Origin of the sequence: uncultured Merdimonas sp. (genome assembly GCF_963929015.1) — a bacterium.
In the GTDB taxonomy this organism is placed as follows: domain Bacteria; phylum Bacillota; class Clostridia; order Lachnospirales; family Lachnospiraceae; genus Merdimonas.
Map to the genome: position 1 here is coordinate 33,461 of NZ_CAWVHE010000008.1, position 14,401 is coordinate 47,861.

At 49.7% G+C, this 14,401-nt stretch carries 7 protein-coding genes and 3 rRNA genes; 1 reads left to right on the forward strand and 9 read right to left on the reverse strand.

What is annotated here, in order from left to right:
* Positions 1 to 406: 406 nt before the first annotated feature.
* The 7 genes from ABGT54_RS04515 to ilvD all read right to left on the reverse strand — a co-directional run bounded on the left by ABGT54_RS04515 (position 407) and on the right by ilvD (position 11,837).
* Complete coding sequence (locus ABGT54_RS04515; protein ID WP_346663023.1) at positions 407 to 1,321, reverse strand: 4-hydroxy-3-methylbut-2-enyl diphosphate reductase; 915 nt, start codon at positions 1,319 to 1,321, stop codon at positions 407 to 409.
* Between the two features lie 195 nt (positions 1,322 to 1,516).
* Positions 1,517 to 4,407 (reverse strand): 23S ribosomal RNA (locus ABGT54_RS04520).
* Between the two features lie 383 nt (positions 4,408 to 4,790).
* A 5S ribosomal RNA gene (gene rrf / locus ABGT54_RS04525) occupies positions 4,791 to 4,908 on the reverse strand.
* A gap of 128 nt (positions 4,909 to 5,036) precedes the next feature.
* A 16S ribosomal RNA gene (locus tag ABGT54_RS04530) occupies positions 5,037 to 6,567 on the reverse strand.
* Together the 16S, 23S and 5S rRNA genes form the textbook arrangement of a ribosomal RNA operon.
* Before the next feature lie 335 nt (positions 6,568 to 6,902).
* Positions 6,903 to 9,125 (reverse strand): alpha-galactosidase, encoded by a 2,223-nt coding sequence (locus ABGT54_RS04535; protein WP_346663024.1) that lies wholly within the window; start codon positions 9,123 to 9,125, stop codon positions 6,903 to 6,905.
* 4 nt (positions 9,126 to 9,129) lie between these two features.
* Positions 9,130 to 10,119, reverse strand: coding sequence for an ornithine cyclodeaminase family protein (locus tag ABGT54_RS04540; RefSeq protein ID WP_346663025.1), 990 nt, complete (start codon positions 10,117 to 10,119; stop codon positions 9,130 to 9,132).
* Positions 10,120 to 10,166: 47 nt separating this feature from the next.
* Positions 10,167 to 11,837, reverse strand: coding sequence for a dihydroxy-acid dehydratase (gene ilvD, locus ABGT54_RS04545; RefSeq protein WP_346663026.1), 1,671 nt, complete (start codon positions 11,835 to 11,837; stop codon positions 10,167 to 10,169).
* Positions 11,838 to 11,974: 137 nt separating this feature from the next.
* Here ilvD and ABGT54_RS04550 point away from each other — a divergent pair, with 137 nt between their 5' ends.
* Positions 11,975 to 12,892, forward strand: a complete 918-nt coding sequence (locus ABGT54_RS04550; protein WP_346663027.1) for a LysR family transcriptional regulator — start codon at positions 11,975 to 11,977, stop codon at positions 12,890 to 12,892.
* Here the strand turns inward: ABGT54_RS04550 and ABGT54_RS04555 are convergent.
* Complete coding sequence (locus ABGT54_RS04555) at positions 12,811 to 13,653, reverse strand: HAD-IIA family hydrolase (RefSeq protein WP_204909331.1); 843 nt, start codon at positions 13,651 to 13,653, stop codon at positions 12,811 to 12,813. The two genes, ABGT54_RS04550 and ABGT54_RS04555, sit on opposite strands and share 82 nt — an antisense overlap.
* Positions 13,640 to 14,380 carry a glycerophosphodiester phosphodiesterase gene (locus ABGT54_RS04560; RefSeq protein WP_346663028.1) on the reverse strand — a complete coding sequence of 247 codons (741 nt, stop codon included), beginning with the start codon at positions 14,378 to 14,380 and terminating at the stop codon, positions 13,640 to 13,642. Before ABGT54_RS04560 ends, ABGT54_RS04555 begins: the two co-directional genes overlap by 14 nt.
* Positions 14,381 to 14,401 lie beyond the last annotated feature (21 nt).

The window sequence follows — 14,401 nt, forward strand, 5'->3', positions numbered from 1 at the left end:
AGATCGAATTATCTTAAAATAAATGATCCGGCGGACTGTCTTCTCCGATTTCTCTTTTCATTCTGTATTTGCCGGTTTATCTTTCTTTATGGTAAAGGCTTATTCTAAAGGAACGATGATCTGCCATACCACTAACATATTGAATTTTAAGTTCTGTTGCTGTGTCCAATGGATTAAGCCTCCTTTTCTTAAAATTTCCAAACCAATGTATTTTTATGATTCCCTTTCTCGTCAGGAATACATTTCTTATTGAGTTTTGGATTGATTATATAGTAGCACCGGCGCCTTTATTTGTCAACACTATTTTTATATTTTTTATTTGTTATTTTATAATTGTATTATCTTAGTATATTTTTCTGACTATTTTGCAATTCAAAAAATTTATCTCATTAATAAAGCAAGCCTTCTACAGATCCAGGATTTTTGTCAGATCTACCCGTGGCTTTGCAAAGGTCGCCGGATCCTTTTCATCAAACTGCTCCAAAAAGGAAATAACCTGATCCGTCAGATAGGCTGGCGTTGACGCGCCGGAAGAAACCGCCGCTTTTTTCTTTCCTTTCAAAACGCTGATATCCAGATCTTCCAGGCTCTCAATCATATAGACTTCCCGGTTCTCCCTTGCAATCGCAGCCAGTTTCTGCGTGTTATTAGAATGCGGATCGCCGACAATCAATACCACATCGACATCCGCGTCCATATTTTTGATCGCCTCCTGGCGTACTTTCGTAGCGGTACAGGTTTCCTTTTCAATCGTAACGCTGGGAAGGGTTTCTTTTGCATACTCACAAAGATCCTGCACATCATAAAGAGACATGGTGGTCTGGTTGGTGATCACATAATCCGCTCCGGGATCCAGATTCTTAAGATCCTCTTTGCCGCTGATCAGATGGATTCTCTCCGGATCAATAGAAATTGCCCCTTCCGCTTCCGGGTGACCTTTCTTCCCGATATATAAAATTTCATATCCCTTTGAAAGTTTTTCTTTGATCAGCTCATGTGTCTTGATCACATCCAGGCAGGACGCATCGATCACATGCAATCCTTTCGCTCGGGCTTTTTCAAACACCGGATCGCCCGCGCCGTGAGCCGTAATGATCACTGTTCCCTCCTGGATCTCGTCCAGAAGTTCCAGCCGCGTCTTTCCGGGGCGATCGATGGTTTCGATTCCCATTTGTTTTAATGCGTCAACAATGTATTGATTGTGCACAATCATTCCCAGTATCACAACCGGTTTCTTTTCTCCCCGCGCCTGCTTTGCCATCTCGATCGCCCGCACAACTCCTTTACAATAGCCTCTTGGCCTGATTGCTTTTACCTGCATCCTGATCCCTCCAGCTTCTGCTAACATCTCACAGCGCCGCTTCTTATCAAAGATACGGTCGCTGCCATCCTCATTATAACGAAAACGGACTCTTTTTGAAACAAAAAAAGTCAGGGACTTTTGTCCCTGACCTCATCTTACATATACCTTCAAAACTGCATATAAGAAACTTTTCATCCTGCCTACCGACCTTCTTTGGTCATGCCCTCGACCGATTAGTAGCAGTCAGCTCCATACATTACTGTACTTCCACCTCTGCCCTATCTACCTCGTCGTCTTCAAGGGGTCTTACTAACTTGCGTTAGGGATATCTCATCTTGAGGGGGGCTTCACGCTTAGATGCCTTCAGCGTTTATCCCCTCCCGGCTTGGCTACTCTGCCATGACCTTGGTAGTCAACAGATACACCAGCGGCCAGTCCATCCCGGTCCTCTCGTACTAAGGACAGCTCCTCTCAAATATCCTACGCCCGCGCCGGATAGGGACCGAACTGTCTCACGACGTTCTGAACCCAGCTCGCGTACCGCTTTAATGGGCGAACAGCCCAACCCTTGGGACCTACTTCAGCCCCAGGATGCGATGAGCCGACATCGAGGTGCCAAACCACTCCGTCGATGTGAACTCTTGGGAGTGATAAGCCTGTTATCCCCAGGGTAGCTTTTATCCGTTGAGCGATGGCAATCCCACTTTATACCACCGGATCACTAAGTCCTACTTTCGTACCTGCTCCACCCGTCGGTGTCGCAGTCAAGCTCCCTTCTGCCTTTGCACTCTTCGAATGGTTTCCAACCATTCTGAGGGAACCTTTGAGCGCCTCCGATACCCTTTCGGAGGCGACCGCCCCAGTCAAACTCCCCACCTGACATTGTCCCCCAGCCGGTTCACGGCTGCTGGTTAGAAACCCAGTACTGCAAGGGTGGTATCCCAACAGCGGCTCCATGGCAACTGGCGTCACCACTTCTTTGCCTCCCACCTATCCTGTACATGCAATACCGAATCCCAGTATCAAGCTGGAGTAAAGCTCCATGGGGTCTTTCCGTCCTGGCGCAGGTAACCAGCATCTTCACTGGTACTTCAATTTCACCGGGTGCATTGTTGAGACAGTGCCCAAATCATTACGCCTTTCGTGCGGGTCGGAACTTACCCGACAAGGAATTTCGCTACCTTAGGACCGTTATAGTTACGGCCGCCGTTTACTGGGGCTTAAGTTCAAAGCTTCGCTTACGCTAACCTCTCCCCTTAACCTTCCAGCACCGGGCAGGCGTCAGCCCGTATACCTCACCTTTCGGTTTTGCACAGACCTGTGTTTTTGCTAAACAGTTGCTTGGGCCAATTCTCTGCGGCCGGCTCTCACCGGCACTCCTTCTCCCGAAGTTACGGAGTCATTTTGCCGAGTTCCTTAACAATGCTTCTCCCGTCGGCCTTAGGATTCTCTCCTCATCCACCTGTGTCGGTTTACGGTACGGGCACAACATAAACAATAGCGGCTTTTCTTGACGCATGGCTCACATGCTTCCCTACTCTTTGTTCGGTCCGCATCACGCCTTTGGATCATGTGACGGATTTGCCAATCACACTCCTACCTCGCTTGCACCGGTCTTCCCATTCCCGGCTCATGCTCTCCACACGTGTCCCCACAGTTCTGTTATGTTGTGGTACAGGAATCTCCACCTGTTGTCCATCGACTACGCCTCTCGGCCTCGCCTTAGGCCCCGACTTACCCAGAGCAGATCAGCTTTACTCTGGAAACCTTGGATATTCGGCCGGAAGGATTCCCACCTTCCTCTCGCTACTCATTCCGGCATTCTCTCTTCTTAAAAGTCCACGGCTCCTTATCGGTACCGCTTCGTCCCTTTAACAATGCTCCTCTACCAATGTATTGCTACATTCCTGAGCTTCGGCAGTGTGTTTCAGCCCCGGACATTTTCGGCGCAGGACCTCTCGACTAGTGAGCTATTACGCACTCTTTGAATGTGTGGCTGCTTCTAAGCCAACATCCTAGTTGTCTTCGAAATCCCACATCCTTTTCCACTTAACACACATTTTGGGGCCTTAGCTGCAGGTCTGGGCTCTTTCCCTCTCGACTGCCCAACTTATCTCGTGCAGTCTGACTCCCATACACCATCTACGCGGCATTCGGAGTTTGATATTCTTCGGTAAGCTTTGACGCCCCCTAGGAAATTCAGTGCTCTACCTCCGCAAGACTTGTATGAGGCTAGCCCTAAAGCTATTTCGAGGAGAACCAGCTATCTCCGGGTTCGATTGGAATTTCTCCCCTACCCACACCTCATCCCCACCCTTTTCAACGGATGTGGGTTCGGTCCTCCATTGCCTTTTACGGCAACTTCAACCTGGACATGGGTAGGTCACCCGGTTTCGGGTCTGCTCCCTCTGACTTACTCGCCCTGTTAAGACTTGGTTTCCCTTCGGCTCCGGACCTTAAGTCCTTAACCTCGCCAGAAAGCGCAACTCGCCGGACCGTTCTACAAAAAGTACGCGGTTCATCATATAAAGATGTTCCACAGCTTGTAAACATATGGTTTCAGGTTCTTTTTCACTCCCCTCCCGGGGTCCTTTTCACCTTTCCTTCACAGTACTATGCTCTATCGGTCACTAAGGAGTATTTAGCCTTACGGGGTGGTCCCCGCTCTTTCCCACAAGGTTCCACGTGTCTCGTGGTACTCTGGATCCCGCCTTGTCAACTTCCCTTTCGCTTACGGGGCTTTCACCCTCTCTGGCCGGCTTTCCCAAAACCGTTCTGCTAGGATCGTTGAATCAATTGTGCGGTCCGAACCCCGGGATGCACGCATCCCGGTTTGGGCTCTTTCCATTTCGCTCGCCGCTACTTTGGAAATCGATGTTTCTTTCTCTTCCTCCGGCTACTTAGATGTTTCAGTTCACCGGGTTCCCTCTGCATACCTATGGATTCAGTATGCAGTGACGGAGGGCTTCTCCGCCGGGTTTCCCCATTCAGACATCTCCGGATCAATGGATATTTGCTCCTCCCCGAAGCTTTTCGCAGCTTATCACGTCTTTCATCGGCTCTTAGTGCCAAGGCATCCACCATACGCTCTTTCATGCATGACCAACTCGACTTAAAAGACGGGTTCTCTTAAGTCCACACGTATATAGCGTTATACGCGTTGGTCTTCGGCCAATTTTTTGCTTTGTTTTCTTCAAAGTGTGTAATCATTACACAGTTTCCTGTTATAACAATTACCTCGGATGTCTTGATCAAGATATTTTGATCTTCGTTTCTTATATGCGGTTTTCAAGGTACATGTTCTGACTGATGTTTTATCAGTCATCAGAAACCCAAATCCCTTTGAACCTCTGATCACTGGTAAAACCAGCGTTATCATAACAGCACTGCCCTGCTGACCGGGTTGGCGGCGATAAGTTGTTGCTCATCTTTGCCTGTATCTATGATAAACTTTTCTCGGCAGCGATTCTGCCTTTTTCTTTTTTATTCCTGGCAGCCACCTGCTCTCCCACACCGTCTCCAGTGCAGTACCATCGGCCGCTTAAGGCTTAACCATCGTGTTCGGGATGGGTACGGGTGTTTCCCCTAAGCGCATCGCCACCAGGAGTCCCTCAACGCTTTTGACAGCTGTCTCGGATCGTTATCTCCCTTGATAACTAAATAACAGACAACGGCCCCTACTTCTCTTCCGTTTTAGTTGGATTGCTCCAGACGAAAGACTCTTCTTCCTTAGAAAGGAGGTGATCCAGCCGCACCTTCCGATACGGCTACCTTGTTACGACTTCACCCCAGTTATCGGTCCCGCCTTCGACGGCTCCCTCCTTACGGTTGGGTCACCGGCTTCGGGCGTTACTGACTCCCATGGTGTGACGGGCGGTGTGTACAAGACCCGGGAACGTATTCACCGCGACATGCTGATTCGCGATTACTAGCGATTCCAGCTTCATGTAGTCGAGTTGCAGACTACAATCCGAACTGAGACGTTATTTTTGAGATTTGCTCCGGATCACTCCTTCGCTTCCCTTTGTTTACGCCATTGTAGCACGTGTGTAGCCCTGGTCATAAGGGGCATGATGATTTGACGTCATCCCCACCTTCCTCCAGGTTGTCCCTGGCAGTCTCCTTAGAGTGCCCACCTTAAATGCTGGCTACTAAGGATAAGGGTTGCGCTCGTTGCGGGACTTAACCCAACATCTCACGACACGAGCTGACGACAACCATGCACCACCTGTCTCCCCTGTCCCGAAGGAAAGCTCCGATTAAGGAACGGTCAGGGGGATGTCAAGATCAGGTAAGGTTCTTCGCGTTGCTTCGAATTAAACCACATGCTCCACCGCTTGTGCGGGTCCCCGTCAATTCCTTTGAGTTTCATTCTTGCGAACGTACTCCCCAGGTGGACTACTTATTGCGTTGGCTGCGGCACCGATGAGCTTTGCTCACCGACACCTAGTAGTCATCGTTTACGGCGTGGACTACCAGGGTATCTAATCCTGTTTGCTCCCCACGCTTTCGAGCCTCAACGTCAGTTACTGTCCAGCAAGCCGCCTTCGCCACTGGTGTTCCTCCTAATATCTACGCATTTCACCGCTACACTAGGAATTCCACTTGCCTCTCCAGCACTCCAGATCAACAGTTTCCAAAGCAGTCCCGGGGTTGAGCCCCGGGCTTTCACTTCAGACTTGCCGTTCCGTCTACGCTCCCTTTACACCCAGTAAATCCGGATAACGCTTGCCCCCTACGTATTACCGCGGCTGCTGGCACGTAGTTAGCCGGGGCTTCTTAGTCAGGTACCGTCACTTTCTTCCCTGCTGATAGAAGTTTACATACCGAAATACTTCATCCTTCACGCGGCGTCGCTGCATCAGGGTTTCCCCCATTGTGCAATATTCCCCACTGCTGCCTCCCGTAGGAGTCTGGGCCGTGTCTCAGTCCCAATGTGGCCGGTCACCCTCTCAGGTCGGCTACTGATCGTCGCCTTGGTGAGCCGTTACCTCACCAACTAGCTAATCAGACGCGGGCCCATCTCGCACCACCGGAGTTTTTACCACCGCTCCATGCGAAGCTGTGGTCTTATGCGGTATTAGCAGTCATTTCTAACTGTTATCCCCCTGTGCGAGGCAGGTTGCCCACGCGTTACTCACCCGTCCGCCGCTCAGTCACTAAAGTCGTCATCCGAAGAATCCAACTTAAGCGCTTCGCTCGACTTGCATGTGTTAGGCACGCCGCCAGCGTTCATCCTGAGCCAGGATCAAACTCTCGTTAAAAGTTCTCATCCGGTCCAGGAAAAACTACTCGCTTTTCCTATCCCGTTACTTACTGTTTTGGGTTGACATCTTTTGATGTCCATTCTGAATTATTCTTCTCAAAAGAATCTTCAGGGTCGTTGTCTATTATTTAGTTATCAAAGTCCTTGGTTGTTGTCTTAGCGACAACTCCTATAAGATATCACATTGAAGATGCATTGTCAACACCTTTTTTGATATCTTTTTCATTTTTCTTCCGGCCGGCGTAAGTATTTCCGCCATTTTCCCGATGAAAAATCCACCGCTGTTTCGTGGTGGATTTTTATAATACCATCTGAAGTTTTCTGTGTCAACCGTTATTTTGCTTTTATTTCAAAAATCCTGCACTGAAAATCCCCTATCTCATTCCAGCCGGAGTTCCGTACGCCGGAAGCCCGGTCAGACAGGATCAGCCCGGCCTGCATCAGTTCATCTCCATAGCACGAAACACCCCTTCCTTCTATTTCATATAGAAGATCTTCCGCAAGGCCCTGCAGTCGGATCCGGTTGAACCCGACATTTACCGGCTGCAGCACACGATAACATGCCACAAGCGCTTCTTTCCGGTCTTCGGAAACCACCATCCAGGCGGTTTCATTTCCTTCAAACGGACTGCGCAGCCGGTAGAACGTCCCCTGCTGGATCAACCGTCGGTACTTCTTCATAAACTGCACCTGTTCTTTCATAGTCGACCGTTCTTCTTCTGACAAATCATTCAGATCCAGTTCATAACCAAAAGTCCCGAAGTACGCCACTCCGGCACGCATTTCCATAGAGGTTACCCGCCCCATCTGATGGTTGGGCGAAGCTGACAGGTGGCTTCCGATGCTGCTGACCGGATACACCACCGACGTTCCGTACTGGATCTTCAGACGCCATACTGCATCTGTATCATCGGAAGTCCAGGCCTGAGGCGCATAGTAAAGCATGCCCGGATCAAACCTGGCGCCGCCGCTGGCGCAGGATTCAAACAGGATCTCCGGGAACCGCCGGGTCAGACGCTCATAAAGCTCATAGACCCCTAATATGTATCTGTGATAGATTTCTCCCTGATACTCTCTGTCATTTCCATTGGAAAAGGCATCTGAAATGGTCCGGTTCATATCCCATTTAATATAGGAGACGGGGATATCCGCTAAAACAGCTTCCAGTCTGTCATAGAGATAATCCCGGATCTCTTTTCTGGAAAAGTCCAGCACATACTGATTCCTGCTGTGGCACATATTCCGCCCTCTTTCCGCCAGCACCCAGTCGGGATGTTCCCGGTAAAGACAGCTGTCCTTATTCACCATCTCCGGTTCGATCCAGAGACCAAACTGCATGCCAAGAGCAGTGATCTTTTCCGCCAGCGGTTTCAGGCCGCCTTTCAGCTTCTCTTCATTGGGATACCAGTCTCCCAGAGAAGAAGTATCATCGTTACGTTTCCCAAACCAACCGTCATCCAGTACAAAGAGTTCGATTCCCAGTTCCCTGGCCTGACTGGCGAGAGAAAATATTTTCTTTTCATCGAAATTAAAATATGTCGCTTCCCAGTTATTGATCAGGATCGGCCTTTCCCTGTCTCTCCACTTCCCGCGGGCAAGGCGGGTCCGGTAAAGATCATGATAGACCTGACTCATCTTATTTAACCCCTGATCGGAATATACCATTACCATTTCCGGCGTCTGGAAACTTTCTCCCGGATGCAGGGTCCAGCGGAATCCATGGGGATGGATCCCCATCAGCACACGGGTCACATCATAATTATCCACTTCCACCTGCGCCAGAAAACTGCCGCTGTAAACCAGGCTGAATCCCAGGACTTCTCCCGAAAATTCTCCGGCGTCGGGGCGCATCAATGCAAGGAACGGATTAAACTGGTAACTGCTGGCTCCCCGCATGCTGTAAATCCCCTGGACGCCATATCCCAGACGCCGCTTCTCTATATTCCGCTCCCGCGCCCAGGCTCCTGCCAGTTCCATCATCACATACTCCTTATCCGGCAGATCCAGGCAACCACTCTGCGCGTTCAGCAGTACCTGATTTTCCTGCGATTCGCTGACAAACCGCACACTTCTTGTGATCACCGGGCGATTCCGGTAAATAGTATAGATCAGATGCATTTTCACATGGATATAGGGTTCATTTAGCGTAAGTTCCAGAGTGTCTGCCTCATCTTCCTGTTCCACATAAGTGGCCGGCAGGCCGGGAAGTTTCGGTTTCCCCGGATAGATTCTGTGAGATTCATAGGCAAACTCTACGATCCTGCTGCCATTTGGCCGTTCAATCTCATAGGCCGGATAACGCATATCGCCGTTCCCAAACGTGGGATACTCCTGCTTGATATGCTCCAGGGAGAATTCACTGTTCCCCTCATAATTATAAGGCGCCATGTCTCTTGTACACCGTTCAAACAGATGCTCAAAACTTGCTCTGTCACGGAGTTTTTTCCCGTAGTACAGCTGACCCGGCTGACCATTGTCCAGGATCCGGAACAGATAGCTGATTTCCTCATTATAAAGATGAAATTCTTTGGATTCCTCGTGATATACGATAGGCATGGTCTTATATCTCCCAGGTGATCCCCACACCGGCTTTTACAGCTTTCTCATAGATCTCTTTTGCTGCTACCAGATCCTGCGCCGCTACGCCTACGGTTTCAAATACAATAATCTCATCGTCGTTCTCTCTTCCAACTACTTTTCCAAGCAGTACATCTCCGAGATCTCCGGTGAAGTCTTCTTCTGTGATAATACCTTCTTCCAATGGGATCAGGATATCGCCGGATTCGGACAACACGGCTTCCCTGGAATCAAAGTAGATCTTGGATGCTCTGGGAAGAATGGCCGGATCCATCTCCTGCATGTGATGCTGGTAAGCGCCCACGCAGCTGATGGTTGCTCCTGCTTTTACTTTCGTCCCGTCAAAAACTGGTTTGGACGAAGGTGTTACGGTAATGATCAGATCTGCATCGTCGATTGCCTCGTCGGAAGATGCTGCCGGAACGATTCTGGCTCCGTAATCTTTTAATTCCTCCTGCATGGTTTCTGCGAAGGCTTTTGTCCGCTCCGGATTCATGTCATAGACCCGGACTTCCTGCAGTGTTCTTGCCGCCAGCATTGCTTCCAGCTGGGTCGGCGCCTGGCCGCCGGTACCGATCAGCGCGCCGATGCGACAGTCTTTTTTCGCCAGCACATCAAACGCCGCGCCGGAAGCCGCGCCGGTACGCAGCTGAGTTACATAAGTCCCGTCCAGCACTGCGGTCACCAGCCCCGTTTTTCCATCGATCAGGAGTACCTGGGCCGGGGATGACGGAATCCCATTGTCTATATTGTGTGGGAAAATGTTGATAATCTTTAAGGACGCTGTATCCATTTCTTCCAGATATGCCGGCATAAACAGGAAACAGCCGTCATATTTGGGCGCCTGGATATTGGTCCGAAGGGGTATCTCGCATTTCCCCTCTACCACATACTGAAACGCTTTTTTATCCGCCTCAATGGCGTCTTTAATAGTAAATACTTTTTTAATATCTTCTCTTGACAACAATAACATTTTTATTTCCTCCTTTACGAATCTTCTCTTTTCAAAACAATTTCACATTATCTGTGAATTTTTGCGTCCAGATCCCAGGGCTGCATCGCCCCGCCTTCTTCCGCCGGACGGCAGAGCCTTGCAAACAGATTCAAACATCCCTTTTCCTCCTTGAGCGGCGGACATACCCAACGCTTTCTTCTTTCCTGCAGTTCTTCTTCAGATACCAGAAGTGACACTTCTCCGCCTGGGATATCAATGACAATCTCATCCCCGTTTTCCACCAGCGCGATGTTGCCCCCGTCATACGCCTCCGGTGACACATGTCCGATAATCGCGCCAAAGTTAAACCCGGAAAATCTGGCGTCCGAAATCAGCCCCACACTCTTATGAAGTCCCAGGCCGATCAGGGCGTCAATGCTAAGCATCAGTTCTTTCATTCCCGGCGCCCCCTTACATCCTTCATACCGGATCACGATAATATCTCCTGGCACAATCTCTCCTGCCTGGATCGCCTCGAATGCCGCCCGGTCCCCGTCAAAGACCTTTGCCTTCCCCCGCATATACTTCACTTCATCATACACGGCAGTGGGCCGGACAATTGCGCCGTTTGGCGACAGGTTGCCCCGCAGGATCTTAAGTCCCGGCTCCTGGAACAAGGGTCTTTCCAGAGAGTGGATGACCTCGTTTTCCCGGGGCGTTACCTTCGCAAGCATCTCCTTCCAGGAAATGCCGTACATGCCCGGAACCTCTGTAAACAATTTGCTTTCCAGCATCTTCATCACATTCATTACGCCGCCTGCATAATGAAAATCCACCACCGTATACGGACCGCTCGGAACCACCGCATTGATGCAGGGAATCTCTTTGGCATATTTTTCAAAATCCTCCAGCGTAAGCCGGATCCCAAGCTCATATGCAAAGGATAGGATATGCAGCACTGCATTGGTCGAACCGGCCACCGCCATGTCAAACATGATGGCGTTCATCAGCACTTCCCTGGTGATCAGCTGCGATGGCCTGCGCCCGGATTTCACCAATTCTACCGCATATTTTCCGGCCTCCCTGGCCTTCCTAAGCTTTGCGTTATCTGACGCCGGGATCGTGGAAGTCCCGGGCAGCACCAGATTAAGCACTTCTCCCAGCATCTGCATGGTATTGGCAGTTCCCATGGACGGGCAGGCCCCAAAGGAAGGACAGACATTATCCTCCATCTCCATCAGTTCTTCTTCGGATGCTCCGGAGAATCTGGCCGCGTCCAGATCCGCCTCCACCACCGTCTTTCCACAGTATTGGCCCGGCTGCATGGATCCTCCGGTAACGATCATGGCTGGTATATCAAGACGCATCGCGGCCAGATAGCACCCGGCAATGATATTATCACAGGAGGCCGTCATCACCAGGCCGTCAAAATTATGGACGCGGGTGACAAATTCAATAGACATCGCCACAATGTCCCTTCCCACCTGCTCATATTTCAGTTCCTCTGCTCCATTGGCAATATTGCCGCAGGTAGCCGGGATGCCAAACTCCACCGGCACCCCTCCTGCTGCCCAGATGCCTTCTTTCACCGCTTCTGTGATCTGTCTTAAGTGGGCAGTTCCCGGAGAACCGGCCATGTAAGAATTAGGCACGCCGATATGGGGCTTTTTCCGAATATCACCATCGGAATATCCGGCCGCTTTCATCATAACTCTCCGGTGAGCCGCCTGCGCTCCGTTCCAGTATTCCTGACTCACATTTATCCCTCCTTCTTTCTGTCGTTGACAACAAAATATCATATATGTTTATAATAAACCATCAGAAAACCAACGAAAAGCCAGAGAATTTAATATTATCCTTAAGCATTTCTTATGGATACAGGTAAGGAGAACATATGAGCAAATACAAAGTCATCCTGACTGTCTGTGAAGTCAAAAATATATCCCGGGCTGCAGATCTGTTAAATTATACCCAGTCTGCGGTCAGTCAGACTATCCGGAAATTTGAAAAAGATCTGGGCGTCCGGCTCTTCCGGAGATCTAAGCAGGGAATGGAACTTCTGCCGGGCACAGACGAGATTGCAGCCTCTCTTCGGCTCATCTGCCAGGAGGAAGCCCGGATCGCCCGCATCGCCGAAGGGCTTAACCACCTGGAAAAAGGTTATATCCGCATCGGCACCATCCAGAGCATTTCCTATCACTGGCTGCCGGATATCCTGAAGACCTTCTCCGAACGATACCCAGGCATCCGGTTTGAACTTACGGTGGACGGATTCAGCGGACTAAAAGAAAAGATACAGTCCGGCCAGCTGGACTGTATCTTCGTTTCCCGGTATTCTGTTCCCGATCTGCCATTTATTCCTCTTGGCACAGATGAACTGATGCTGGTCCTTCCTGTCGGCCATCCACTGTCCGAAAAGATTTCCGTCTCCCTGGAAGATATCCGGGAAGAAAACTTTATCTTATCTTCCGATGGTCTGGACTATGAGACCGGAAAAATATTTAAAAGCAGCCACATTTCTCCCAAAGTCCAATATCAGCTCAACGAAGACTTTGCCACATTAAAAATGGTAGAGCAGGGCTTTGGTGTCACCATCCTGCCCCGCCTCCTTCTGGAACAGGCTCCGTTCCGGGTGTGCGTGCGTCCCTTTGACGCCCATTATACCCGGACGCTGGGCGTTGCCTGGTCTGATGCCGATAACCCGGCCCCGGCCATGCGGAAATTTTTAGATTACATATCCGCGCTACCCGTTGGCAGCGGCATTTCCCCGCTCCATTCCTGGTATAGCTCCTCCACGGATGAAAAAATATAATCCGGGCCATACTCGCAGGCTTCCCCCTCTTCCCTGGTAGCCTCTCCGGTCAGCACCAGAGCCGTATCAACACCGGATTTATGCCCGCACAGAATATCCGTATACAAACGGTCTCCTACGATCAATGTCTCTTCCCGTGAGAAATGATTCAGCTTTAACGCATACTCCACCATAGCCGTTCCCGGTTTACCCATGTATTTTGGCGCTTTTTTCACCGCATGTCCAATCATTTCGCAAATTGCTCCGCAGTCCGGTACATATCCGAACTCTATCGGACAGACATAATCCTGATTGGTAGCCAGATAATCCACTTCCCGCGTACTTAAGATCCTGCAGGTATCCTCCAGTTTTTCATAGTTCAGCTGATTATCATAAGACACCAGAACACAGGCAATGTCCGGATCCATGCAGTCTATCGTTACGCGGATATGGTTTTTCTTCAACTCGCGGAGAAACGACTTTGTGCCCAATACATAGATTAATTTCCCATCATAATGTTTCTTCAGATATTGCACAGTTGCAAAAGAGGCCGTAATAAAATTCGTATGATCTGTCATAATCCCCAGTTTCTGAAAAGAAAGGATATAATCATCAATACTGCGGGTGGAATTATTGGTTATAAATACAAACTGTCCCCCCAGATCCCGAATGGCTTCCAGAAATTTTCTGGTGCCTCCGATCAGCCGCTGCCCGATACATACGGTTCCGTCAATATCCAGAAGAAACAGCCGCTTTTTCATCAGTCTTTTATCTCCGGACATCTTCCACCTGCTTTCTGACTTCCAGCGCCAGGTCCGGATAATTGGTGATCACAGCTTCCAGATCATTTTCTATAAATTTCTTCATATCTTCTTTCCGATTTACCGTCCATACCCGGATCTTTAACCCGCTTTTTTTGTAATCCTCAAGAAGTTCCGGCATATACAGATGATAAACCGCCGGATGCAGTCCCTGTACCCCGGTCTTCTTCCCGTAATCTTCCATATGAAGTATCACATCGCTGAACAGATAAGCCGTCTCTGCCAGGGGATTTAGCTTTAGAATCTCCTGTATACTATAATGATTAAAAGAAGAATAGATCACCTGGTTCTCCATTCCCATCCGGCGGACAATATCGATCGTCTTTTTCTCAATCTCCGGATACCAGAAAATCCCGGTTTTCAATTCAATATTCACCTGCATCTTTCCCGGTTTCAGAGTCTTAAGCACTTCTTCCAGCGTCGGGATCTTTACCCCCCTGTACTCCTCCATCTGTGCATGAAAGGAAAATGCTTTCAACTCTTCTAATGTATAATCTCTGACAAACCCTTCTCCATCCGAAGTACGATCGATCTTTTCATCATGGATCACAACCACCTGTCCGTCCCGGGTCAGCTGCACGTCCAGTTCCACACCGTCAGCCCCCTGCTCTTCTGCCAGTGCAAAAGCAGGAAGTGTATTCTCCGGCACATAACCGCTGGCTCCCCTGTGCGCAAATACTTTCGTCATCGTGTTTCCTTTTCCTCCTGA

Excerpts from the sequence above, each read along its gene's own strand:
- ABGT54_RS04560 (WP_346663028.1), bottom strand. The coding sequence starts at position 14,380 with ATGACGAAAGTATTTGCGCACAGGGGAGCCAGCGGTTATGTGCCGGAG.
- ABGT54_RS04540 (WP_346663025.1), bottom strand. The coding sequence starts at position 10,119 with ATGTTATTGTTGTCAAGAGAAGATATTAAAAAAGTATTTACTATTAAA.
- ABGT54_RS04515 (WP_346663023.1), bottom strand. The coding sequence starts at position 1,321 with ATGCAGGTAAAAGCAATCAGGCCAAGAGGCTATTGTAAAGGAGTTGTG.
- ABGT54_RS04550 (WP_346663027.1), top strand. The coding sequence starts at position 11,975 with ATGAGCAAATACAAAGTCATCCTGACTGTCTGTGAAGTCAAAAATATA.
- ABGT54_RS04555 (WP_204909331.1), bottom strand. The coding sequence starts at position 13,653 with ATGTCCGGAGATAAAAGACTGATGAAAAAGCGGCTGTTTCTTCTGGAT.
- ABGT54_RS04535 (WP_346663024.1), bottom strand. The coding sequence starts at position 9,125 with ATGCCTATCGTATATCACGAGGAATCCAAAGAATTTCATCTTTATAAT.